The sequence below is a fragment of the Rodentibacter heidelbergensis genome (assembly GCF_002000125.1).
Classification (GTDB): domain Bacteria; phylum Pseudomonadota; class Gammaproteobacteria; order Enterobacterales; family Pasteurellaceae; genus Rodentibacter; species Rodentibacter heidelbergensis.
Genome location: NZ_MLHH01000010.1, coordinates 110,122 through 132,982 on the forward strand (window position 1 = coordinate 110,122; position 22,861 = coordinate 132,982).

Here is a 22,861-nt window from a genome sequence, read left to right on the forward strand (position 1 = left end):
TTTTATTAGGGTCCGAAATTAATCGCCGCCATTATACTGGCTATGGGCGATTACGCAAGAAAAGCCCCCGGCTATTCCGTTTCTTTGACAAGCGATACTAAAATTTGATCGATCTTGAAATTTTCCGTGTCAATCACTTCAAACTTATAGTGACCATAAATCACAAAATCGGTTTTTTTCGGGATTTTACGCAACATATACATCATAAAACCACTGATGGTTTCATAATTTTCCTCATCAGGGAAAGACTCAATATCCAACACACGCATTACATCTTCAAGAGGCGTTGCGCCGTCAATTAACCAAGAATGTTCATCACGGCTGACAATTTGTTCTTCTTCGCTCGACACCAGCTCACCCATCACAATACTCATCACATCATTGAGGGTAACAATGCCCACCACCAAAGCATATTCATTAACAATAATGGCAAAATCCTCACCGGTGGATTTAAAAAGTTCCAACACTTCATAAAGGGAGAGGGTATCCGGCACAAATAAGGCTTTGCGGAGTAATTTTGGATCGGTCAAAGACACATCGGCATTTTGCAAATACATTGTCAGCAAAGTATGGGATTCCACATAGCCTAAAATTTTATCCAACCCATTATCACAAATCACAATTTTGGAGTGGGAATCACGAGAGAGGGTATCCATCACTTCCTGACGGCTAAAAGTGCGGTCTAAATACACAATGTTTTCACGGGTTGTCATGGTGGAGGTCACCGTGCGTTCCTGCATATCAAAAATATTTTCAATGAGATAATGCTGTTGGGTTTTTAACACGCCTGCCTCCGCCCCCGCTTCGACCACTGCGACAATATCTTCCGGTGTCATATTGTCATCACGCAAGGTTGATACGCCAAAAAGCTTGAACAGTAGATTTGATAATCCGTCAAACACCCAAACGATAGGTTTGAGTAAAAAAATCAACACCTGCATAATGCCGACCGTACGCAATGCCACCGCTTCGGGATTAATCAATGCAAGGCGTTTTGGAATTAAATCCGCTAAAAGAATAAAAGAACAGGTTACCAATAAAAAAGCGATCCAAGATGAGGCAGAATCCACCCAAACCTCCGGGATACGGCCGGTTAAAAAATGCTGTAAATGAAGACTTAGGTTTGCCTCACCAATCATCCCGCCGAGTACGGCCACCATATTTAAACCAATTTGTACCACGGTGATAAAGCGCCCAGGCTGTTCTTGTAATTTCAACACCTGTGCCGCTTTATGGTTTCCCTCATTGGCCATATTTTGTAATTTGATACGGCGAGCGCCGGCAAGGGAAATTTCCGCAGAGGAAACAATAGCACTCACAATAATTAAAGCGATAATCACCAAGATCGCTGCAAATAAACTCATGATATTCCTATTAACGTTGATTAAATAAATTAAAGTGCGGTCAAAATTTCTTTTATTTTTCTAAAAAGCCACTTTGATCTTTAAATCTTGATCCTTAAATTTCGGTTCTTAAATTTTACCCTAAAATAAACGGACTTTTCATCGTATTCCTTATTTTTCTTCTTTTCATTCATCACACTTTCGATGCTTCAACCGCTAGATCTGAGCGTTTTAATATCATTTATTATTCAGATACCCCCAGCCATCACTGGTAGAACCAATGCAACATAGTAATTCTTCCAAAATCCGTTAGAATCAAAACGATGATCGAAAGTCGTGATATTTCTGATTGTAGCCTTCTTAGTTCGCAAGCACCTGCCCACATTGCCACTCTGAATCGTAGTGAAATAATCTTCAATCACCGTATTTCCAATCCATTCAACAAAGCTGAATGGGTTGGCTGATCGTCTTGGGCAAAAATATTTAACAATAATGATTACTACATTTTATTAAGGAGAACTTATGTCTAGTTGGTCGGACGGTTATGTTAGTAATATAAATTATACTTATGGTTATTATTCGGAGCTTAACCCCAATAATGCCGTTATTCCTTTTTTAATGGCTGGATTAGCCTTACCCGAATCGATCTTACAAGGTCAATATAATGCTTGTGAACTCGGCTTTGGCCAAGGGGTTTCATTAAATATTCATGCAACCGCCGGTTATGCCAAATGGTATGCCACCGATTTTAACCCTTCCCATACCAATTTTGCCCGCCACCTTTCTGATGCCGCCGGCAATAGCACAATGATTGCTGACCAAGGATTTAATGAATTTTGTCAACGTGATGATTTACCGGAATTTGATTTTATCGCCCTGCATGGGATTTGGTCTTGGATTTCCAATGAAAACCGTACCATTGTGGTGGATTTTATCCGCCGTAAATTAAAAGTCGGCGGCATCTTATATATTAGCTATAACACTTTGCCAGGCTGGTCTGCCGCCTCACCATTACGTCATCTTTTGGCAGAACATCATCAAGCGATGACATCCTCTTCAAATGAATATCTGCAAAATGTTCAGCAAAGTTTAGAATTTGTCGAGAAAATATTTCAGCAATGCGCAAGACTCACCCAAAATGCTCCCAATTTGATACCTCGAATTCAAGACTTGAAAGAGAAAAATTTAACTTATGTTGCCCATGAATATTTGAATCAAAACTGGCAACCCCAGTATTTTTCCGATATACAAAAGTGGCTAGAGCCAGCCAAACTCACCTTTGCTTGTTCCAGTTGTTATTTAGATGATTTCCCACAGACCGTCTATTCCCAAGAACAACGCCAATTAATCGAGGGTTTTACCGATCCGACCTTTACTCAAACGGTGAAAGATTTTATTTTGAACACCCAATTCCGTAAGGATTATTGGGTAAAAGGTGCGCGTCAATTAAATCATTATGAACAGGTGGAAACATGGAAAAAATTGCGGGTGTTACTCCATACCCCACGAGAAAAAATCGAAATGAAGGTTTCCCGCTACTTAACGGTGGGGTTAAACGCAAACTTATTTAATCCGGTATTAGATCTTTTGCAAGATAATAAAATCCATTCAGTTAAAGCAATCATTGAAAAATTAAAAAATCATCTCACTGAAACGGATATTTTTAGTGTGTTAGCGATACTTCAAGCGAAAATGCATTTAGTGATGGTGCAATCTGATGAAGCCATTGAGCAAGCCCGTCCACATTGCGAGGCATTTAACCGCTATATTTTACAACAATCCCGCTCTGCGCAATTTCCTGCCAGTTACCTTGCCAGCCCTATTACCGGCGGCGCATGCCATCTTGGCACCATCGAGAATTGGTTCTTACTTGCTCATTTAGAAGGCATTGCTAAAAATAAACATATTGATTTTGCTTGGGATTTATTAAAAGCCAATGGGTTAAATATGGTAAAAGACGGTAAGACCCTTCATGATGATAAGAAAGGTAAACTAAGAATGGAGGAATGTTACTACGAGTTTATGGAAAACCAAATGCCTTATCTCAAACGCATGGGGATTATTTAATTCAACAAAAAATAAGGGAAATCAATTTCCCTTATTTTTTACTTCAATGAAAATGAAAATTTAATTTTCGCTATCAAACCAACCACGAACGAATTGAATGGAAAGAAATAATGTTATTAGTAAGAACGCATAAAACACCCAAGATAAAATTGGGTGGCTTGGGGTGACATCGCCGCTGATTTCTTTCACCGAAACCGCATTACGAAACTCATCAAACATGGTTAAACGCCAACCATAGTATTTGATTTGTACCAGTTTATTTTCATTTCCCATGGCTTGAGCTTCAGCCTGTAAATTGGCTGAACCGAATTTAAAATAGAAAGGAAAACCCCAACGGGTGTCTTCGTTACGGTAAACCATAATTTTCCCTTCATCATTTTGTGTATTAATGTAATACACATCACGCGTTGGGCCATCTGCCGGATTGGATTTGGTGATTGGGCCGTCTTTATCAACACGTTTGACTTCTACGCCGGTGACACGGGTGACATCGTAGTGGGGGAAAACATAGTTCACCACAGAAAACATAAAACCGTGGAAAGCAAACACCACTAAAAATAGAAAATATTTAAAAAATTTACGCATTAGGTTTACCTCTTGAATATTGGGTATTTATTGTACATTAATTTTAAATAAACGCTCAAAATTTTGTGTGGTGATTTGGGCAAAGGCTTCCATTGATAACCCTTTTAACGCTGCTACATATTCACACACTTCCCTTGTATAGGCCGGTTGATTTTCCTTACCCCGATAAGGCACCGGTGCGAGATAAGGCGAATCTGTTTCCACCAATAAACGATCGACCGGGACATAACGAATGGCTTCACGAATAGCTTCGGCATTTTTAAAGGTAATGATGCCGGAACAAGAAATATAAAAATCTAAATCTAACGCTTTTTTGGCGAAATCCAAGGTTTCGGTAAAACAATGAATCACCCCGCCACATTTTTCTGCTTGATGCTCACGCAACATAGAAATCGTATCATCGCCGGCGGAGCGGGTATGGATAATCACCGGTTTATTGAGCTGGTTTGCAATGTTGATTTGACTGGCAAAGATGGCTTGCTGTTCTGTTTTATTCTCAGCACTGTAATAGTAATCCAAACCAATTTCACCAATGGCGATGACTTTTTTATCTTTCGCCAAATGTCGCAAACGTTCTGCATCATAGGGTTCTTCTTCAAAATCCAAGGGATGCACACCGCAGGCCAATGAGATGTTGTCAAACCCTTTTAATTCTTCATAGGCCTTTTCAAATCGGCTCAATGTTACCCCAATGGCGAGCAGATGTTTCACCTCCCGTGCGTAGGCTTTTTCCACCACATCTGCGATGTTTTTGTGTAAATTATCATAATCCAATGCATCTAAATGGCAGTGGGAATCAACGATAAACATAGCTTATTCTTTCCTTATTTTTCAAATACTTCTGTGATAAGTTTGGTCAAACCGTCTAACAGGATTAATTCCACATTCACACCATTAATTGAGTGTAAATCTGACCGCACTTTTTGCATGATTTGAATGGCTTGTAGCAATCCTAGAGCCGTTTGCTCATCACTAAATTGTTCCACACCACGCACTAAATCCGTCACTTGACGATGAGCGCTAATGTGAAGTTTATGTTTTAGGCTATCGGCAAGAAATGCTAAAATCCAATCAAGTTGGCGAAGATAATGCACTTTATCAAACAAAGGGAGCAGTTCCAAAGGGGAGCGGCGGCGATAAAAACGCCAAAATTGGCGAAGAAAATCTTTCCGCTGTTCAATTAACCCTTGTTGTAATATCTCTAAAGCAAACAATGGACGACCGAACCCCATTGAAAGTGCGGTAACAATTTCCTGTTTTTCTGCTTCACATTGCGTTTGTAACCAAGCCTGTGCCATTTCCGTTGGGGGGGCTGACAAATTCCACACCTGACAACGGCTGTAAATTGTCGCTAACAAACTTGCAGCGCTGTCTGCTTGCAATAAAAAATAGGTTTTTGGACGAGGCTCTTCCAAGGTTTTAAGCAGTGCATTGGCCGCCGCTTCCGTTAAGCGTTCAGCGCCTTTCACATAAACCACTTTATTGCCATTTTGCTGGGCATGCTGTGCCACAATCTCATTAATTTCACGCACTTGATCCACCCCGATATCTTTGCCTTCTATGGGGCTTAATTCATGGTAGTCCGGGTGGCTGTGCGCCTGCATTAAATGGCAAGCATGGCACTGCCCACAGGGTGCGGTATCTTGCGGGGTAAGGCACATAATACGGCGAGAAAGTGCTTCAAAGAGGTGTTCTACACCTAATCCAACATCCGATTTTATAAGCACGGCATGATGTCCCAAACCTTCTGAAAAGGTTTGGGCTATTTGGGTATAAGTGGGGGTGAGCCAAGGATAAAGTGCGGTCATTTTTCGATATGTTTCCACCAATTTTTAACCGCACTTTCAATATCTGCCCGCACCTGTTCAATGGATTGTTCTGCGTTAATAATCACCGCTTTTGGGCTGTCTTTAACTAACTCAAGATAACGGGCTCGGGTGCGGTAGAAAAAATCAAGATCCATTTGTTCAATACGATCTAACTCGCCCCGCCCACGGGCACGGGCTAATCCTACTTTCGGATCAATATCTAAATAAAGGGTGAGATCCGGCTCAAAATTCCCTAAAACCATTTCTTTTAAGGTTTTCATAAAATGCGGATCGAGCTGACGCCCCCCACCTTGATAAGCCTGTGATGACATATCATGGCGGTCGCCCACCACCCATTTTCCTTGGCTAAGTGCCGGTTTAATCACATTTTCTACCAATTGGACACGAGCGGCATAAAGCATTAGTAATTCCGCTTTATCGGTTACCTGTTCTTCTTTTTCGTGTTTAATAAGCTGACGTAATTTTTCCGCCAAAGGCGTTCCCCCCGGTTCTCGGGTAAACACGACATCATCGATTCCCAATTCATTTAATATCTTCACCACCGATTGATGAGCGGTGCTTTTTCCTGCCCCTTCTAACCCTTCAATAACAATAAATTTTCCCATCATATTATTTCCCATTCTTTTGGCTACGATACCAACGCAGATAGTCTTGCACCGCTTTATTATGTTCGTTTAAGTTGCGTGTAAATTTATGCCCGCCACTTCCGTCTGCCACAAAGTAGTAAAAATCGGTTTTTTCAGGATGCGCCACTGCCTGCAAAGCACTTTCACTCACCATGGCAATAGGCGTTGGGGGTAATCCGTCAATAATATAGGTATTATAAGGGGTAGGTGTTTCCAAATCTTTTTTACGGATATTTCCCTGATAATTTTCACCCATACCGTAAATGACAGTAGGATCGGTTTGTAATTTCATTTTTGCATTGAGGCGATTAATAAACACTGAAGCCACCTTAGCCCTTTCTGCCGCAATGCCTGTTTCTTTTTCTACTATGGAAGCCAGCACTAACATCTCGTGAGGGTTTGCTAACGGAAGGTTCTCATCACGTTCATTCCATGCTTTATCTAAGGCTTTTTTCAACCGTTCGGCAGCCCGTTGAAGCAAGGCTAAATCGGTTGAATTAGGTGCATAATTATAGGTATCCGGATATAGCCAACCATCAAGATTTTTATATTCACCAATACTTTTTGGGATACTCGGGATATCGAGTAACTTGAAAATTTCTTGATCGCTTTTGTCTTTTAAGGTTTGGATTAAGTGCGGTGCATTTTCGAGGTTTTTTCGCCACTCTTTGAAAGTTTTTCCCTCAATAAACTGCACGTTAAATTGAACCTCTTTTCCCGAATTAAGCAATGTTAAGAGATCGCCTACGGTATGAATTCCATTTAGCGAATAGACCCCTGCTTTAATTTTGTTCAGCGCCGGTTTTAATTTTAATAAATAGGGAAGAAGCTGTGCATTTTCGATCAATTTTTCTTGTTCAAAAAGTGCGGCCAATTTTTTACCTGTTGTACCACGTTCAACAAACAGAAGCTGATCAGGCTGTGTATTGATGCTTTCTTGCTGAAAAGCCTTGAGTTTTTGATAACCAAAAAAGCCGCCTCCTATAGCAATCAGCAGAAGAAGAAATAGGCTAACTAAACATTTTTTCATCATGGTACTCAACAAAATAAAAACAACAAAAGGGGCAAAACGCCCCTCTCACACAAAATATGAATTTATTGATTAAAATACTGAATATCCGCTGTCTTACGCAATGCTTTTACCCAATCTTTGGTGGCATCTTGTAACTGGCTATTCACAATTTTTTCATAGGCTTTTTGGCGATAGGCATCTTCTGTGCGATCCCCATCACGGGTTCCCGTTACCTCTAAAATATGCCAACCAAACTCTGATTTAAACGGCGCAGAAATTACGCCCGGCTTAGTGGTTTGTACCACTTTAGCGAAAGGCCCCACATAGGCTTCAGGGAAAGCATAGCCTAAGCTTCCGCCATTGGCACCGGATAAATAATCTTTAGAATATTTTAATGCCGCATCCGCAAAAGTTGTTTTACCGGAAAGAATATCGGCACGAATTTGATTAAGCTCTGCTTTTGCTTGCGCATCGTTTAAAAGAGGGGTGAGCTTTAACAGAATATGGCGAACTTCATATTCTTTGCCGGTCACTTTTTTCTCTGTACCACTCGCTTTTGCTTCATTCAGCATTTTTTCCCCAAGGGCATCCACTTCTTCACGAGTTACTTGAATACTGTTACTAATGGCATGATTACGCACCCCGGACATCATCATTTGATTAGCAATTTGCTGACGAAATGCCTTCAGTGAAATCCCTTGATAATCCAATGCATCTAAAAACTGACCGTAGGTCAAACCATTTCTTGCGGCAATATCCTCTACGATTCGATCAATCTCACGAGGATTCACTTTCACACCGGATTCTTTAATGGCTTTTTGTACTAAAATATCATCAATCACTTTATCTAAAGCGGTTTGATAATTACCTTTTTTACCCATCACTGAACGCACTTGACTTTCTAATATCGGCATACCATCGACAGTTGCAACAACTCGTTCTGCGGCCTGAATAGAAGAAAATGCGAATACACCTAATAGCGTAATAAAAAGCGATTTTAGTCCTAATTTTTTCATCTTTATCGTTCTTTAATAAGTCAATAACTTTCGTTAGAGTATCAATTTTAAACAAGGTTCACAATAGCTTAGGATTATTTTGATAATAATGCCACTTCATCGCACCCATCATATTTTTGAGTGCGAACTTGAATTTTTTCTTCACGGCTGGTGGGGACATTTTTCCCTACATAATCTGCCCGAATAGGAAGCTCACGATGTCCACGATCGACAAAGATGACTAATTCAATTTTTGCCGCACGACCAAAATCCGTCAGTGCATCCATCGCGGCACGAATGGTTCGTCCGGTAAATAAAACATCATCAATTAAAATCACTTCTTTATCTTTAATATTGAGATATTGTGATGCACCACGATACACCGGCATTGAATTTTCGAGTTCTATATGCTCTAAATCATCACGATAAAAGGTGATATCCAACTCCATAGAAGGAACGTCCACATCAATCAAATCCCTAATTTTTCGTTTGATTAATGTCGCAATTTCCGCACCACGGCGTTTAATACCAACAATCACAACGTTGTCTAAACTCGCATGCTTTTCAATAATTTCATGGGAAATACGAGAAATAGTGCGATGAAACTGATTTTCATCAATAATGATCTTTTCCATAATTCATCCAAATAAACGCTGAAACAGCCGGTAAAATACCACAAAAAACAAGGAAATTTAATTGCTTTTGATAAATGACAACCCACAAACAAAAAGTGCGGTTAAATTTAACCGCACTTTTTATTATCTTTTTGATTTCACAAGTTTTTCTGTTAATTCGTAGGCTCGAAGTTTTGCCAATTCTTTGGAAAGTTTTGCCACCAGTAGCTCATGATCAACATCAGCAACCTGTGCCACAATATTTTCCTCAGCTTTGCGTTTTGCTTCACGAATACGATCCGCATCTAACTCACTACCACGAATTGCTACATCAGCAAGCACAGTCACAACCTTCGGCTGAACTTCTAAAAAGCCACCCGATACATAGATGACTTCTTCTTTATCATCTTCAAGGGTAAATTTCACAATTCCCGGTTTAATCGCCGTTAGCAACGGTGTATGATTAGGTAAAATACCGAGTTCACCCTCCACCCCTGTTGCTTGAATTTGCTTAACAGCCCCTTCAAAGATTTTTTGCTCTGCGCTCACTATTGTTAGGTTAAATGTCGCCATTTTTGTTCTCCTTCAAATGACTTGAAGTGATTACATATTTTTGGCTTTTTCGAGCACTTCTTCGATTGAACCCACCATATAGAACGCTTGTTCTGGGATATGGTCGTATTCACCCTCTAAGATACCTTTGAAACCACGAATGGTGTCTTTTAATGACACATATTTACCTGGTGAACCTGTAAAGACTTCTGCCACGAAGAACGGTTGTGATAAGAAACGTTCAATTTTACGGGCACGCGCCACCACAAGTTTATCTTCTTCCGATAATTCATCCATACCAAGAATGGCGATGATATCTTTCAATTCTTTATAGCGCTGTAAGATACCTTGTACACCACGCGCCACATCATAATGCTCTTGACCAACAACAAGTGGGTCTAATTGGCGTGATGTGGAATCTAACGGGTCAACCGCCGGATAAATACCTAAAGAGGCAATTTGACGACTTAATACCACTGTTGAGTCTAAGTGTGCGAAAGTTGTTGCCGGAGAAGGGTCCGTTAAGTCATCCGCAGGCACATAAACGGCTTGTACAGAAGTGATAGAGCCGGTTTTGGTCGAGGTAATACGTTCTTGTAAAACACCCATTTCTTCTGCAAGGGTCGGTTGGTAACCTACCGCTGATGGCATACGGCCTAAAAGTGCTGACACTTCCGTACCTGCAAGGGTATAACGATAAATATTATCCACGAAGAATAAAACATCACGACCTTCATCACGGAATTTTTCCGCCATGGTTAAACCGGTTAATGCCACACGCAGACGGTTACCCGGTGGCTCATTCATCTGACCGTAAACTAACGATACTTTGTCTAATACGTTAGATTCTGTCATTTCGTGATAGAAATCGTTACCTTCACGAGTACGCTCACCCACACCGGCGAATACGGAATAACCGGAGTGCTCAATCGCAATATTACGGATCAATTCCATCATATTAACGGTTTTACCTACACCCGCACCACCGAAAAGACCAACTTTCCCCCCTTTTGCAAAAGGACAAATTAAGTCGATAACTTTAATACCGGTTTCAAGTAATTCCGTACTGTTTGATTGTTCTTCGTAACTTGGCGCTGCACGGTGAATAGACCAATTTTCTTCTGCACCGATTTCGCCACGCTCATCAATAGGTTCACCTAACACATTCATAATACGGCCGAGGGTTTTCGTTCCCACCGGTACCTGAATTGGGTTTCCGGTATTTTCTACTTTTAAACCACGTTTCAAGCCGTCAGATGTACCTAATGCGATACAGCGAACCACACCGCCACCTAATTGTTGTTGAACTTCAAGGGTTAAACCGGATTCAACTTTTAATGCATCGTAAACTTTTGGTACTGCATCTTGTGGGAATTCAACGTCAATCACCGCACCGATGATTTGTACAATTTTTCCTGCTGACATTACCTTTCCTCTTTCCTTAAATCGCAGCCGCACCGGCAACGATTTCATTTAATTCATTTGTAATACTTGCTTGACGGGCTTTGTTATAAACTAATTGCAAGTCATTGATTAAATTTCCTGCGTTATCAGTTGCCGCTTTCATTGCTACCATTCGGGCAGCCTGCTCGGAAGCAAGGTTATCCACCACAGATTGATATACTTGTGATTCCAAATAACGTGTGAGCAAACTGTCTAATAAAACCTTTGGCTCAGGCTCGTAAAGATAATCCCAAGTATTTTGCTTTTGTTCTAAATTATCGGTTTCTAATGCCGGTAATGGAATCAATTGTTGGTAAACGGGTAATTGTGCCATGGTATTGATGAATTTATTGTAGGCGATATAAACCGCATCAACTTCACCACTTTTATACACATCAAACATACCGTTTGCCACACCAATTAGATCTTCCATTGCCGGATTATCACCCAAACCGGAAAGCTGTCCACGCACAGATAACCCCAATGAACGGAAGAAGTTAATTCCTTTTGAGCCGATTAATCCTAACTCTACGGTAACCCCTTTATCCTTCCATTTTTTGATTTCTGTCATGACGGTTTTAAATAAATTAATATTTAAACCACCACACATTCCACGGTCTGTCGAAACAACTAAAATCCCAACCTTTTTTACTTCTCGTTGAACTAAAAATGGGTGTTTATAACCGATATTGGCTTTAGAGACGTGGCTGATAACATTTCGTATTGTTTCAGAATACGGACGAGAAGCCGCCATACGATCTTGCGTTTTACGCATTTTCGAGGTGGCTACCATTTCCATTGCCTTAGTAATTTTCTGTGTACTCTGTACACTGGCAATTTTGGTTTTTATCTCTTTTGCACCTGCCATCTTCTTTCTCCGTTATCTTACCAAGCACTATTGGCTTTAAAATTATCCAAAATCGTTTTCAATGTGTCTTTTATCTCATCATTGTAATTACCGGTTTTGGTTAATTCTGCCATAAAGTCGCCATGGTTACGGTGAGCATAGTCTAAAAGTGCGGTCTCAAAACTTGCAATTTTTTGCAATTCTACGTCTTCTAAATAGCCAAACTCAACAGCGAAAAGCAACACAGATTGCTCTGCAACACTCAGCGGTGCATATTGTTTTTGTTTCAATAATTCAGTCACTTTTTCACCGTGAGAAAGCTGTTTACGGGTTGCATCATCAAGATCAGAGGCAAATTGCGCAAACGCTGCTAATTCACGATATTGTGCTAATGCGGTACGAATCCCACCGGCGAGTTTTTTCACTACTTTAGTTTGTGCCGCACCCCCTACACGAGAAACCGAAATACCTGGGTTTACCGCAGGACGAATACCTGAGTTAAACAAGTTAGATTCTAAGAAAATCTGACCATCGGTAATGGAAATCACGTTGGTTGGTACGAAAGCAGAAACGTCACCTGCTTGGGTTTCGATAATAGGAAGGGCAGTTAAAGAACCGGTTTTTCCTTTTACTTCACCATTAGTGAATTTTTCTACATATTCTTCGTTAACCCGTGCTGCACGCTCAAGTAAACGTGAGTGTAAATAGAAAACATCGCCAGGGTAAGCTTCACGACCCGGTGGACGGCGTAATAATAATGAAATTTGACGGTAAGCTACCGCTTGTTTTGATAAATCATCATAAACAATTAACGCATCTTCACCACGATCACGGAAATATTCACCCATTGCACAACCGGCATAAGGGGCAAGATATTGTAATGCGGCAGATTCAGAGGCTGATGCAGCAACCACAATGGTATTTGCCAAAGCACCATGTTCTTCTAATTTACGCACAACGTTTGCAATAGTTGATGCTTTTTGACCAATGGCAACATAGATACATTTAATTCCTGAATCACGTTGGTTAATGATCGCATCAATCGCTAATGCAGTTTTACCGGTTTGGCGGTCTCCGATGATCAATTCACGCTGACCTCGGCCGATCGGCACCATAGAGTCCACCGCTTTATAACCGGTTTGTACCGGTTGATCCACCGATTTACGTTCGATAACACCCGGTGCGATCACTTCAACCGGTGAAAAGCCATCATTTTCGATTTCACCTTTACCGTCAATCGGTTGACCAAGAGTATTGACCACACGACCTAATAAACCACGGCCTACCGGTACTTCTAGAATACGTCCGGTACATTGAACTTCCATGCCTTCCGCTAAATCAGCATAAGGCCCCATGACTACCGCACCTACCGAGTCACGCTCAAGGTTAAGTGCCATAGCATAGCGATTTCCAGGTAATGCTATCATTTCCCCTTGCATTACATCGCTCAAACCGTGAATACGAATAATACCGTCACTTACGGAAACAATTGTCCCAGTGTTGCGGGCTTCACTTACCACATCAAACTGCGCAATTCGTTTTTTAATCAATTCACTAATTTCAGTTGAATTTAGTTGCATCTTTTATTCCTCTTATCATTGCAACTCATTTGCAAGACGGTCGAGCTGTCCACGGCTACTTCCATCAATTACAAAATCTTCTGTACGGATAATAACACCGGCAATGAGTGAATCATCCACGTTGCAATTTACTTTCACTTTGCGAGCTAATCTTTTTTCCATTGCCGCAGCAATTTTTTCAATTTGAGTTGCATTCAATGGTTGTGCAGAAGTGACTTGTACCTCTGCAATGGCTTGATGTTCTTCCACATAACGGGTAAATTCGGAAAATACCGCAGGAATAGCACTCAAACGCTTATTTTCAGCCATTAACCGAATAAGATTTTGCCCATATTGATCGAGCTGTTCACCACAAATTGAAATAACCGTATCCGCAACTTTTTGAGAAGAAAGCGAACTTACAAGAAAGGCTTCCATTTGTTCGTTTTCCACAAGTGCGGTCAAAAATTTCAACATTTCTGTCCATTTTTCTACCGCACTTTTATCGTTTGCGGATTGCTCCACGGCAAAATCAAATGCTGCTTTTGCATAAGGGCGAGCTATCGTAGTTAATTCTGACATAAGCTAAAGCCTCTTATAGTTCTGCAACTAATTTATCAATAATGTCATTGTTTGCCGCTTCATCAATCGTGCGACCCACAATTTTCTCAGCACCGGCAATTGCTAATGAAGCCACTTTAAGACGTAATTCCTCTTGAACACGTTTACGTTCAGCTTCGACTTCTGCATAACCTTGTTCAATAATTTTCGCTTTAAGCTCTTCTGCTTCGGTTTTGACTTCGTCAAGCACTTCATTACGTCGCTTGTTTGCAGCATCGATAATTTCTTGAGCTTGAATTCTCGCTTTTGAAATTTCTTCTTCTGCAAGTAACTTAGTATCTGCTTGCTCTTTTTTGGCAGCTTCTGCAGATGCTAAGGCATTGGCAATTTGGCTTTGACGTGTTTCAATTGCTTTAATAATTGGTGGCCACACAAATTTCATACAGAACCATACGAACAGTGCGAATGAAACGAGTTGACCAATTAATGTTGCATTTAAATTCACAACGTCCTCCTTAAAATGCTTGTTTTACGTTGATAAGCAAATAAGGGATTATTGTAATAAACCGATAAATGGATTCGCAAAGATGAATAGTAAGGAAATACCAACTGCAATCATCGCAATCGCATCTAAAAGGCCGGCTACGATAAACATTTTCGTTTGTAGGCTTGATGCAAGTTCAGGCTGACGTGCTGAAGATTCTAAGAATTTGCCCCCTAAGATAGCAAAACCAATTGCCGTACCTAATGCAGCAAATGCAAGAAGAATCGATGCGCCGATGATTGTCGCTGTAATTACAGTTTCCATAATGTTCTCCAATAGAAGTTAAGTTTTAGCCCTAGAGCTGGTTAATAAAAAAATGATTAATGATCGGCTTTATTGTAAGCAATACTTAAATAAACAACCGTTAACATCATAAAAATAAATGCTTGTAAGGTAATCACCAAAATATGGAAAATTGCCCAAGCAAGATGTAAAGGAACACCCAACGCAGCGATAGCCATATTGGCCGAATACATCACAGCGATAAGGATAAAGATCAATTCACCCGCATACATATTACCAAATAGACGGAATGCAAGAGAAATCGGCTTAGCCAGTAAAGTCACCGTTTCCAAAATGAAGTTAACAGGAATGAATGCCCAGTGATTAAATGGATGAAGGGTATATTCTTTGACTAATCCTTTGAAACCTTTGGATTTTACTGTATAGAAAAGAATTAAGAAGAAAACACAAATAGACATACCCAATGTTGCACTGATATCGGCGGTCGGTACGGCACGAAGATAATGAATACCAAATAAACCTGCCAATTGAGGTAAGAAATCTACGGGAATTAAGTCAATGGCGTTCATAATAAATACCCAGCAGAAAATCGTTAATGCAAGAGGGGCAACCACATCACGCGGACCATGGAAATTTTCTTTTACAATACCATTAATCCATTCCACCACAATTTCTACCATACATTGCATTTTTCCGGGTACTCCCGTTGTGGCTTTTTTTGCAACACGCGAGAAAACAAAAAGAAAAATGATTGCCGCTAAAATTGAAAAGAACAAGGTATCTAGATGGATATGCCAAAACCCCTCTCCTGTTTTAAGGAAAGCGAGATGGTGACTAATATATTCCGATGTAGTTTGTCCAGACATAACGAACCCTTAGAATGTAGTAAAAATCAAACTCGGCGAAGCAAAAATGGAATTAAATTATTCAACATTAACGCTATAAAAAAGCCACTAAAGAAAATGACGAAGTTTGTTACCAAAAGCCATTTAAAGGATAGGATAATGAGCGCAATGGTTAATACAAACTTGATAGCTTCCCCTCTATAAAAAGTGCTTAATTTTGTCGATAGTTGTTGTTTTCGGTAAAAAACCATATAGACGAAAGCACTGAAAGGAAGTAATGCCGAAAGAAAGCCAAATAAAAAATCAATCCCATTTCTCATTTGCCAAAAAGCAAAAAAACAAGCGAGTAGTAACATGATGACTAATTCAATTTGAATAGCTTTTCTATACTGAATTTTCGCTTGTTGGATAATTCTCGACATTATTTTCAATAACCTTAAACCTTGGCAATTATACTCTTGATAAAATCATATTCAACTTAAAAACGGACAAAAAAATGTTAACTAAATCACAGTTTTAAAAAATTTAACAAAAATGTAAGGATTTATTGCAAGATGATTAAATGTCGCTCACCCACTAATTCTGGCACTTGTAATGGTATGATTTGTTTTATTGTATATTTATTATCCAACTGTTGAACTTCTTCCGAGTGATAAATACCTTTTAACGCATAAAAATACCCACTTTCTTTAGGAAGATGATGACACCAATCCGTCATATCTTTCAGTGAAGCAAAAGCCCGGCTTAATACTCCGTCAAATTTTTCAGCAGGTTGATATTCTTCCACCCGGCTTAGTATAGGGGTGATATTGTTTAGCCCTAATTCACGCATAGCATTACGAACAAAACTTATACGTTTACCTAGGCTATCGAGTAATACAAAGTGTTTATTTGGGTTTGCAATCGCTAAAGGTAAACCGGGTAAACCGGGGCCTGTCCCCACATCAATAAAATATTCCCCTTGTAAATAAGGGCTTACCACAAGACTATCTAAAATATGTTTTACCAACATTTCTTGTGGATCGCGTACCGAAGTTAAATTATAGGCTTTATTCCATTTATTTAATAAATTGACAAGGTCGATCAACTGCTGTTTTTGTTGATCATTTAATTGGATATTTGCCTGTGTCAGTAATCGGTCTAATTTTGCTTTCATTGATCGTCTATACTTTGTAAAAATGCCGTTCATTCTACTTGAAAGTGCGGTCGTTATTCTATGGATTTTTCGATTTTTGCTGCAAAATCCCGCCTAAATTGGTTTCCAACCAATCCACTAACTCAAACATTTTATTTGATGCTTGTATGCCAAATGGCGTTAATGTGTAATCCACATGAGGCGGGACGGTATTATAAGATTTTCTTATTAACATACCATCTGCTTCCAGTTCTTGTAATGTTTTGGTCAACATACGCTCGCTTACGCCATCGATCATACGACGTAATTCACTAAAACGTTTCGTACCTGAATGTAAACTGATTAATACTAATACGCCCCAACGGCTGGTCAAATGTTGCAAAATTTGACGAGAAGGGCATGCTGAAGCCAAAACATTTCCACGTTCAAAAAAATTTTCCATTTTTATTTCCTTTAAAATCATTAAGTTACTATTTTTCAATTAAATCTTTAACACTTACTTTTATGTAAGTACTTCTCAAAAGTAAGAATTGAAATTATTATAGTCGCCATCAATTAATAGGGTCAACTATTTCAACATAGAGAGGAAAATGAAATGACAAACAAAACAATCGCTATCACAGGTGCAACAGGTCAATTCGGTGCCATCGCATTAGATTTATTAAAAGCAAAAAATGCCAATGTTATCGCTTTGGTACGAAACCCCGCAAAAATTTCAGATGTGGAAGCCAGAAAATTTGATTATTCAAAAACAGAAGGACAAGTTGAGGCATTAAAAGGCGTAGAAACTTTAATTTTAGTACCAAGCAATGAACTTGGACAACGCTTTATTCAACATAACAATGTAATTCAATCCGCCAAAAAAGCAGGTGTAAAACACTTTGTTTTAGTCAGTTTTATTAATATCGACAAAGCAAACAATATTCGCTCATTATCGCCTGAATATGTAGAAACTGAAGCCGCATTAAAAGCTTCAGGTATGGCTTACACTATTTTACGCAATGGTTGGTACACCGAAAACTATACAGGATCAATTCCGGCAGCATTAGCGAATAATGCTTTCTATGGTTCAGCAAAAAATGGCAAAATTTCATCCGCACTTCGTGCTGAATTAGCGGAAGCAGCGGTGAATGTAGCATTAGGTGAGGGTCACGAAAATAAAACTTACGAATTAGCCGGTTCAACCAGCTGGACATTATCAGATCTTGCCGCAGAAATAAGCAAACAAACCGGCAAAGACATTTCTTATGCCGATCTTACTGCTGAAGATTATGCCGCAGCACTGGTGCAAGCAGGTTTGGATTCAGACTTTGCCGGATTAATTGCTCAATGGGATGTAGATGCTTCAAACGGCGCATTATTTTCCGAAGATAAAACCCTTGAGAAATTGCTCGGTCGCCCAACAGCAGGTTTAGATGTAGCCGTAAAACAAGCTTTGTCGGCTGCTGCTAATGGATAATTGGTTTACCTATAAACCATCCATTTATACCTCTACTAACGATAAACTCACTTTTTATCCTTATTTTTGAAAAAGTGAGCTTATCAAAATTTTATAAAATCCCGAAATATCGGGATTTTTTTATTGTATTTTCTGGTATTCATTTCCTTTCTCACATCAAAATCATTTTACTTAGTTTATAGATTGACACTTTATATAAAAATATAAATAATAATTATTATCATTTTTATTTTTTCTATAAAACTTTCTTTAACTAAGGAGCCTTAAAATGAAAAACATCAAATTACTTCCTATCACTACTGCAATAATGGGGGCGTTATATGTAGGAAATGCCTCAGCAGAAAAGAGTGATATGGCAACACTTGATACCGTTGTTGTGACAAGCAATCAAGGTTTAAAAGTACAAAGTCATGTTGTGACAACCAAATTGAAAGATGAAAGTACTGAAACTGATTTGCGAGGATTGTTCAAATATGAACCTTCCATCAGTTTAGGTGCAGGTAATGGGACTTCTCAGTACCTTTATATTCGCGGTATGGGGCAAAATTCTATTGATGTCAAAATTGATAATGCTTATTCAGACAGTCAAATTCATTATCATCAAGGACGTCATATGCTTGATCCGGCATTGGTGAAAATTGTTTCGGTACAAAAAGGTGCCGGGAGTGCTTCTGCCGGTATCGGGCAAACAAACGGGGCTATCATTGCAAAAACCTTAGATGCGTTAGATTTGTTAAAAGACAGCAATAAAAATATTGGTGCAAAAATTGGTGGAGGTGTCAGCTCAAACCATGCTCATAACTACAATGCCACGGTATTTGGTAAAGGTGAAATCTTCGATGCGCTTATTTCGGCTAACCGTGTAAAGGAGAGTGATTACAAAGGAGGTAAAGGCTATTATGATGAACTCAATAAAACCGATCGCGTATTAAACAGTGGATTAGATAAAATCAGCTATCTCGCCAAATTAGGCGTAACCCTTGGTGACCACCGATTTGTATTAAGCCACTTGAAAGAACAACATGAAGGAATTCGTTTAGTTCGTGAAGAATTTGGGATGTTTGGCGATCGTCAAGCCCCTGCCAGACGTAAAATGTCCGTAACTAACACTAATTTGGAATGGACAGGTAAAAACTTAGGATTTGCTCAAGAAGCAAGCGCAAATGTTTATCGTTTGGTTCATGGCCGTTGGTCTGCAGACGATAAAGGCAATGGTTATGCCGGTGGCAATAAAAATACCGGCTCAACGAAAACAAAAGTAGTCACTCACGGTGCAAATATTAATTTCGATTCTTCTCTCCACAAAAATATCTTGCTCAAATACGGTATCAATTATCGTCATCAAGAAGTAAAACCTCATACCAAATTCAGCCCTCAAATCGTTAACCAAGAAAAAACCGACACCGGCCTTTACCTTGAAGCCATTACCACACCTATTGATAGCGTTATTTTAACCACAGGTTTGCGTTACGATCATTTCAATTTTAAAGCAATGGATGGTAAAAAACGCAATGATGGTGCATTCAACCCAAGTGTAGGAATTATTTACGAACCCATTGAACACCTCAGTTTAAGTGCAAGCCATAATTATGCTACCCGTAGTCCGCGTATGTACGATGCCATTATGTCCCATGGCGCCCGTAGTATTGTGACTATTGCTAATAATACAAAAGCCGAACAGGCTCGTAATACTGAAATTGGCTTCAATTATAATGATGGTATGTTTAGTTTTGACGGAAGTTACTTCTGGCAAGATATTAAAGATGCGCTAGGCACTACAAATGGGCGTGATAACCATGGAAACGAAGCACAAGAAATTGTTAATGCAGGTAAAATTAAAAACCGGGGTTATGAATTAAATGCCGGATATCATAACAATGGCTTTACCGCCCGTATTGGTGTGGCACACAGTAAACCACGTTTCTATTCTCAAACAAGATGGGGAAAAAATCGTCAAGGGAAAATTCAGGAAATAAGCTTATTAAGTGGTAATCCGGAATATGCTTCTGCAATAGGGAGAACTTGGACAGCCTCTTTAAGCTATCGCTTTGAACAACCTAATTTAGAAATTGGGGTACATCACCGCATTGTAGAAAAGGTTAAAGCCTCTGATAACTACTTTATTACAGGCGGTACGCTCAAAACCGGTTCAGAAAAAGGCAAAGATGGTTATAACATCACTGATATCACCCTAAACTGGAAGCCATTTAATAACGATCAAATGAATGTGAATTTTGCGATTGATAATGTGGCAAATAAATACTATAAACCTCATGGTCAACGCAGTGATTTGCCGGGCCGTGGACGTGAATATCGCCTAGGGGTCAATTACGCCTTCTAACCTCTTTGAACGATTAACCATACTTTGTAATAAAAAATGCCTTTACTTATTAAAAGTTAAGGCATTTTTATTAAATCAAAATAAAATCTTAAGCTTTATAACATCTCATCTGTAAAAAACTTTTTCAAATTTGACCGCACTTGATGATTTTATTCTCCCCGTTTCAACATACCTTGCTTTTTCAAATTCACTAAAATGATTGAAATAGCGGCAGGCGTGATGCCGGAAATACGGCTTGCTTGTCCGATAGAAACAGGGCGATGTTGCTCTAACTTCGAGCGGACTTCATTAGACAACCCTGAAACTTTAGCATAATCAAATTGGGGTGGAATGGCGGTATTTTCATGGCGTTTTTGTCTTTCGATTTCTTCTTCTTGATGCTCAATATAGCCTTGATATTTAATGGCAATTTCCACTTGTTCGACCGCCTCTTTATCTTCCATTGCCGGCTGATAAGGGGTAAGTGAGGTTAAAATCTCATAATTCATTTCCGGACGGCGTAATAAATCCTCGCCATTGGCTTCACGCACCAATGGGCTACCCAGCACTTTATTCGCTTCTTCTAAATATTCCGAACGAGGGTGTAGCCAAATACTGCGTAAACGTTGACGTTCACGTTCAATATTTTCCATTTTTTGATTAAAACGGGCCCAACGTGCTTCATCAATAAGTCCAAACTCATGGGCAATTGGGGTTAAGCGAATATCGGCATTATCTTCACGCAATAGCAGACGATATTCCGCACGGGAAGTAAACACCCGGTAAGGCTCTTTTGTTCCCAATGTACAGAGATCATCGACCAATACGCCCATATAGGCTTGGTCACGACGTGGATACCATAAATCTTTTTCTTGAACATAAAGTCCGGCATTAATCCCTGCAAGCAACCCTTGTCCAGCGGCTTCTTCATAACCGGTTGTGCCGTTAATTTGACCGGCAAAGAACAATCCTGAAATGGCTTTCGTTTCTAAGGTAGGTTTAAGATCACGGGGATCAAAATAATCATATTCAATCGCATAACCCGGTTTGATAATTCGAGCATTTTCTAACCCTTTCATGGAATTGACGATCTTCATTTGTACATCAAAAGGAAGACTGGTTGAGATCCCATTTGGATACACTTCATTACTGGTTAATCCTTCCGGTTCAAGATAAATTTGGTGGGAATTGCGATCGGCAAAACGCATGACTTTATCTTCAATAGAGGGGCAATAACGAGGGCCTATTCCTTCGATCACACCGGTATACATTGGGCTTCGATCCAAATTATTACGGATCACTTCGTGAGTTTGATCATTCGTATGGGTGATATAACAAGGAATTTGTCGTGGGTGATCGGAGGGGGATCCCATAAATGAAAATACCGGTAACACGGCATCACCATGTTGTTTTGCTAAAATATCAAAGTTAATGGTTCGGGCATCAATGCGTGGCGGTGTACCTGTTTTAAGGCGATCCACCCGTAAATTGAGATCACGCAAACGTTCTGCTAATGTTGTTGAAGCGGGATCACCGGCACGGCCTCCTTCATAGTTTTCCAATCCAATATGAATTTTACCGGCTAAGAATGTCCCGGCTGTGAGAATAACGGCTTTTGCACGAAATGTTAAACCCATTTTGGTGACGACACCATTCACTCTATCTTGTTCGATTAAAATATCCGTGGCTTCTTGCTGGAAAATATCAAGATTGGGTTGATTTTCAAGCGCAATACGCACTGCTTGGCGATATAGCACACGATCTGCTTGCGCACGAGTAGCGCGTACAGCAGGGCCTTTACTGCTATTTAAGGTACGAAATTGAATTCCCGCTTTATCGGCCGCATGAGCCATTAAACCGCCCATGGCATCCACTTCTTTAACCAAATGCCCTTTACCGATCCCACCAATAGCAGGATTACAAGACATTTGCCCTAATGTATCTACATTGTGAGTTAATAAAAGGGTTTTTAACCCCATACGGGCGGGGGCTAAGGCTGCTTCTGTTCCGGCATGGCCACCACCAATGACGATCACATCATAAGTTTCAGTATAAAACATCGTTTTCTCTAATCTATTCGGCGCTAAAAATGGAAGCTATTTTACAGAAATTCGATTTTGCTTAAAAGGGAGAATTCGATCTCAAATAGATAGGATAAAGATCTCAAAACCTAAGTTAATAAAGATAAGATCTTTATATATAGAAAAGATCTTATTATTGTTATTACTAGGATCCTTAAAATCTGTGAATAAGATCTTTTTTCTTTTATAAATGAATAAGTT

23 protein-coding genes are annotated in these 22,861 nt (G+C 39.7%); 3 read left to right on the forward strand and 20 right to left on the reverse strand.

The genetic code is table 11. The features are described 5' to 3' along the window. Positions 1-71: 71 nt before the first annotated feature. Positions 72-1,364, reverse strand: a complete 1,293-nt coding sequence (gene paeA, locus BKK48_RS05150) for a polyamine export protein PaeA (protein WP_077427090.1) — start codon at positions 1,362-1,364, stop codon at positions 72-74. A gap of 501 nt (positions 1,365-1,865) precedes the next feature. On the opposite strand from paeA, the gene BKK48_RS05155 reads away from it, so the two are divergent. Continuing rightward, the gene (locus BKK48_RS05155; protein ID WP_077427091.1) at positions 1,866-3,410 is read left to right on the forward strand and encodes a class I SAM-dependent methyltransferase; all 1,545 of its coding nucleotides are present in this window, start codon (positions 1,866-1,868) and stop codon (positions 3,408-3,410) included. Positions 3,411-3,470: 60 nt separating this feature from the next. Here BKK48_RS05155 and BKK48_RS05160 read toward each other — a convergent pair whose 3' ends face one another. From BKK48_RS05160 to BKK48_RS05245, 18 genes are all read right to left on the reverse strand, one after another. Continuing rightward, the gene (locus tag BKK48_RS05160; RefSeq protein ID WP_077427092.1) at positions 3,471-3,995 is read right to left on the reverse strand and encodes a DUF1523 family protein; all 525 of its coding nucleotides are present in this window, start codon (positions 3,993-3,995) and stop codon (positions 3,471-3,473) included. A gap of 27 nt (positions 3,996-4,022) precedes the next feature. Next, a complete protein-coding gene (locus BKK48_RS05165) occupies positions 4,023-4,805 on the reverse strand; it encodes a YchF/TatD family DNA exonuclease (RefSeq protein WP_077427093.1) in 783 nt (260 codons plus the stop codon). A gap of 14 nt (positions 4,806-4,819) precedes the next feature. Continuing rightward, a complete protein-coding gene (locus BKK48_RS05170) occupies positions 4,820-5,803 on the reverse strand; it encodes a DNA polymerase III subunit delta' (protein ID WP_077427094.1) in 984 nt (327 codons plus the stop codon). Next, positions 5,800-6,432, reverse strand: coding sequence for a dTMP kinase (tmk, locus tag BKK48_RS05175; RefSeq protein WP_077427095.1), 633 nt, complete (start codon positions 6,430-6,432; stop codon positions 5,800-5,802). The genes BKK48_RS05170 and tmk overlap by 4 nt, the downstream gene beginning before the upstream one ends. A gap of 1 nt (position 6,433) precedes the next feature. Beyond that, positions 6,434-7,480, reverse strand: coding sequence for an endolytic transglycosylase MltG (gene mltG / locus BKK48_RS05180; protein ID WP_077427096.1), 1,047 nt, complete (start codon positions 7,478-7,480; stop codon positions 6,434-6,436). Between the two features lie 65 nt (positions 7,481-7,545). Next, positions 7,546-8,478: a peptidylprolyl isomerase gene (locus tag BKK48_RS05185; protein WP_077427097.1), complete on the reverse strand. Its 933-nt coding sequence runs from the start codon at positions 8,476-8,478 to the stop codon at positions 7,546-7,548. Between the two features lie 74 nt (positions 8,479-8,552). Further along, positions 8,553-9,092 (reverse strand): bifunctional pyr operon transcriptional regulator/uracil phosphoribosyltransferase PyrR, encoded by a 540-nt coding sequence (pyrR, locus tag BKK48_RS05190; protein ID WP_077427098.1) that lies wholly within the window; start codon positions 9,090-9,092, stop codon positions 8,553-8,555. A gap of 123 nt (positions 9,093-9,215) precedes the next feature. Continuing rightward, on the reverse strand, positions 9,216-9,644 hold the full coding sequence (locus tag BKK48_RS05195) for a F0F1 ATP synthase subunit epsilon (RefSeq protein ID WP_077416179.1): 429 nt from the start codon (positions 9,642-9,644) through the stop codon (positions 9,216-9,218). A 30-nt stretch (positions 9,645-9,674) separates the two neighbouring features. Further along, on the reverse strand, positions 9,675-11,048 hold the full coding sequence (gene atpD / locus BKK48_RS05200; RefSeq protein ID WP_018355849.1) for a F0F1 ATP synthase subunit beta: 1,374 nt from the start codon (positions 11,046-11,048) through the stop codon (positions 9,675-9,677). 16 nt (positions 11,049-11,064) lie between these two features. After that, the gene (atpG, locus tag BKK48_RS05205) at positions 11,065-11,934 is read right to left on the reverse strand and encodes a F0F1 ATP synthase subunit gamma (RefSeq protein ID WP_077427099.1); all 870 of its coding nucleotides are present in this window, start codon (positions 11,932-11,934) and stop codon (positions 11,065-11,067) included. Between the two features lie 17 nt (positions 11,935-11,951). Then, positions 11,952-13,493: a F0F1 ATP synthase subunit alpha gene (atpA, locus tag BKK48_RS05210; protein ID WP_077416185.1), complete on the reverse strand. Its 1,542-nt coding sequence runs from the start codon at positions 13,491-13,493 to the stop codon at positions 11,952-11,954. Between the two features lie 15 nt (positions 13,494-13,508). After that, on the reverse strand, positions 13,509-14,054 hold the full coding sequence (gene atpH / locus BKK48_RS05215) for a F0F1 ATP synthase subunit delta (RefSeq protein WP_077427100.1): 546 nt from the start codon (positions 14,052-14,054) through the stop codon (positions 13,509-13,511). A 13-nt stretch (positions 14,055-14,067) separates the two neighbouring features. After that, positions 14,068-14,538 carry a F0F1 ATP synthase subunit B gene (atpF, locus tag BKK48_RS05220; protein ID WP_077416188.1) on the reverse strand — a complete coding sequence of 157 codons (471 nt, stop codon included), beginning with the start codon at positions 14,536-14,538 and terminating at the stop codon, positions 14,068-14,070. 48 nt (positions 14,539-14,586) lie between these two features. After that, positions 14,587-14,841: a F0F1 ATP synthase subunit C gene (gene atpE, locus BKK48_RS05225; protein ID WP_005539567.1), complete on the reverse strand. Its 255-nt coding sequence runs from the start codon at positions 14,839-14,841 to the stop codon at positions 14,587-14,589. A gap of 56 nt (positions 14,842-14,897) precedes the next feature. Next, complete coding sequence (atpB, locus tag BKK48_RS05230; RefSeq protein ID WP_077427101.1) at positions 14,898-15,686, reverse strand: F0F1 ATP synthase subunit A; 789 nt, start codon at positions 15,684-15,686, stop codon at positions 14,898-14,900. 26 nt (positions 15,687-15,712) lie between these two features. Next, on the reverse strand, positions 15,713-16,087 hold the full coding sequence (locus BKK48_RS05235; protein WP_077427102.1) for an ATP synthase subunit I: 375 nt from the start codon (positions 16,085-16,087) through the stop codon (positions 15,713-15,715). 122 nt (positions 16,088-16,209) lie between these two features. Further along, entirely contained in the window at positions 16,210-16,821 is a 612-nt protein-coding gene (rsmG, locus tag BKK48_RS05240; RefSeq protein ID WP_077427103.1) for a 16S rRNA (guanine(527)-N(7))-methyltransferase RsmG, read from the reverse strand. A 58-nt stretch (positions 16,822-16,879) separates the two neighbouring features. Beyond that, positions 16,880-17,242, reverse strand: coding sequence for a winged helix-turn-helix transcriptional regulator (locus BKK48_RS05245; protein WP_077427104.1), 363 nt, complete (start codon positions 17,240-17,242; stop codon positions 16,880-16,882). Between the two features lie 153 nt (positions 17,243-17,395). Here BKK48_RS05245 and BKK48_RS05250 point away from each other — a divergent pair, with 153 nt between their 5' ends. Together BKK48_RS05250 and BKK48_RS05255 are read left to right on the forward strand one after the other, a co-directional pair. After that, the gene (locus BKK48_RS05250; protein WP_077427105.1) at positions 17,396-18,259 is read left to right on the forward strand and encodes an SDR family oxidoreductase; all 864 of its coding nucleotides are present in this window, start codon (positions 17,396-17,398) and stop codon (positions 18,257-18,259) included. A gap of 268 nt (positions 18,260-18,527) precedes the next feature. Next, the gene (locus BKK48_RS05255; RefSeq protein ID WP_077427106.1) at positions 18,528-20,600 is read left to right on the forward strand and encodes a TonB-dependent receptor domain-containing protein; all 2,073 of its coding nucleotides are present in this window, start codon (positions 18,528-18,530) and stop codon (positions 20,598-20,600) included. Positions 20,601-20,749: 149 nt separating this feature from the next. Here the strand turns inward: BKK48_RS05255 and mnmG are convergent, their stop codons facing one another. Then, positions 20,750-22,639: a tRNA uridine-5-carboxymethylaminomethyl(34) synthesis enzyme MnmG gene (mnmG, locus tag BKK48_RS05260; RefSeq protein WP_077427107.1), complete on the reverse strand. Its 1,890-nt coding sequence runs from the start codon at positions 22,637-22,639 to the stop codon at positions 20,750-20,752. Positions 22,640-22,861: the final 222 nt, after the last annotated feature.

Bases quoted from the DNA above. Each gene is read 5' to 3' on its own strand.
- paeA (WP_077427090.1), bottom strand. From the start codon at position 1,364: ATGAGTTTATTTGCAGCGATCTTGGTGATTATCGCTTTAATTATTGTG.
- BKK48_RS05155 (WP_077427091.1), top strand. From the start codon at position 1,866: ATGTCTAGTTGGTCGGACGGTTATGTTAGTAATATAAATTATACTTAT.
- BKK48_RS05160 (WP_077427092.1), bottom strand. From the start codon at position 3,995: ATGCGTAAATTTTTTAAATATTTTCTATTTTTAGTGGTGTTTGCTTTC.
- BKK48_RS05165 (WP_077427093.1), bottom strand. From the start codon at position 4,805: ATGTTTATCGTTGATTCCCACTGCCATTTAGATGCATTGGATTATGAT.
- BKK48_RS05170 (WP_077427094.1), bottom strand. From the start codon at position 5,803: ATGACCGCACTTTATCCTTGGCTCACCCCCACTTATACCCAAATAGCC.
- tmk (WP_077427095.1), bottom strand. From the start codon at position 6,432: ATGATGGGAAAATTTATTGTTATTGAAGGGTTAGAAGGGGCAGGAAAA.
- mltG (WP_077427096.1), bottom strand. From the start codon at position 7,480: ATGAAAAAATGTTTAGTTAGCCTATTTCTTCTTCTGCTGATTGCTATA.
- BKK48_RS05185 (WP_077427097.1), bottom strand. From the start codon at position 8,478: ATGAAAAAATTAGGACTAAAATCGCTTTTTATTACGCTATTAGGTGTA.
- pyrR (WP_077427098.1), bottom strand. From the start codon at position 9,092: ATGGAAAAGATCATTATTGATGAAAATCAGTTTCATCGCACTATTTCT.
- BKK48_RS05195 (WP_077416179.1), bottom strand. From the start codon at position 9,644: ATGGCGACATTTAACCTAACAATAGTGAGCGCAGAGCAAAAAATCTTT.
- atpD (WP_018355849.1), bottom strand. From the start codon at position 11,048: ATGTCAGCAGGAAAAATTGTACAAATCATCGGTGCGGTGATTGACGTT.
- atpG (WP_077427099.1), bottom strand. From the start codon at position 11,934: ATGGCAGGTGCAAAAGAGATAAAAACCAAAATTGCCAGTGTACAGAGT.
- atpA (WP_077416185.1), bottom strand. From the start codon at position 13,493: ATGCAACTAAATTCAACTGAAATTAGTGAATTGATTAAAAAACGAATT.
- atpH (WP_077427100.1), bottom strand. From the start codon at position 14,054: ATGTCAGAATTAACTACGATAGCTCGCCCTTATGCAAAAGCAGCATTT.
- atpE (WP_005539567.1), bottom strand. From the start codon at position 14,841: ATGGAAACTGTAATTACAGCGACAATCATCGGCGCATCGATTCTTCTT.
- atpB (WP_077427101.1), bottom strand. From the start codon at position 15,686: ATGTCTGGACAAACTACATCGGAATATATTAGTCACCATCTCGCTTTC.
- BKK48_RS05235 (WP_077427102.1), bottom strand. From the start codon at position 16,087: ATGTCGAGAATTATCCAACAAGCGAAAATTCAGTATAGAAAAGCTATT.
- rsmG (WP_077427103.1), bottom strand. From the start codon at position 16,821: ATGAAAGCAAAATTAGACCGATTACTGACACAGGCAAATATCCAATTA.
- BKK48_RS05245 (WP_077427104.1), bottom strand. From the start codon at position 17,242: ATGGAAAATTTTTTTGAACGTGGAAATGTTTTGGCTTCAGCATGCCCT.
- BKK48_RS05250 (WP_077427105.1), top strand. From the start codon at position 17,396: ATGACAAACAAAACAATCGCTATCACAGGTGCAACAGGTCAATTCGGT.
- BKK48_RS05255 (WP_077427106.1), top strand. From the start codon at position 18,528: ATGAAAAACATCAAATTACTTCCTATCACTACTGCAATAATGGGGGCG.
- mnmG (WP_077427107.1), bottom strand. From the start codon at position 22,639: ATGTTTTATACTGAAACTTATGATGTGATCGTCATTGGTGGTGGCCAT.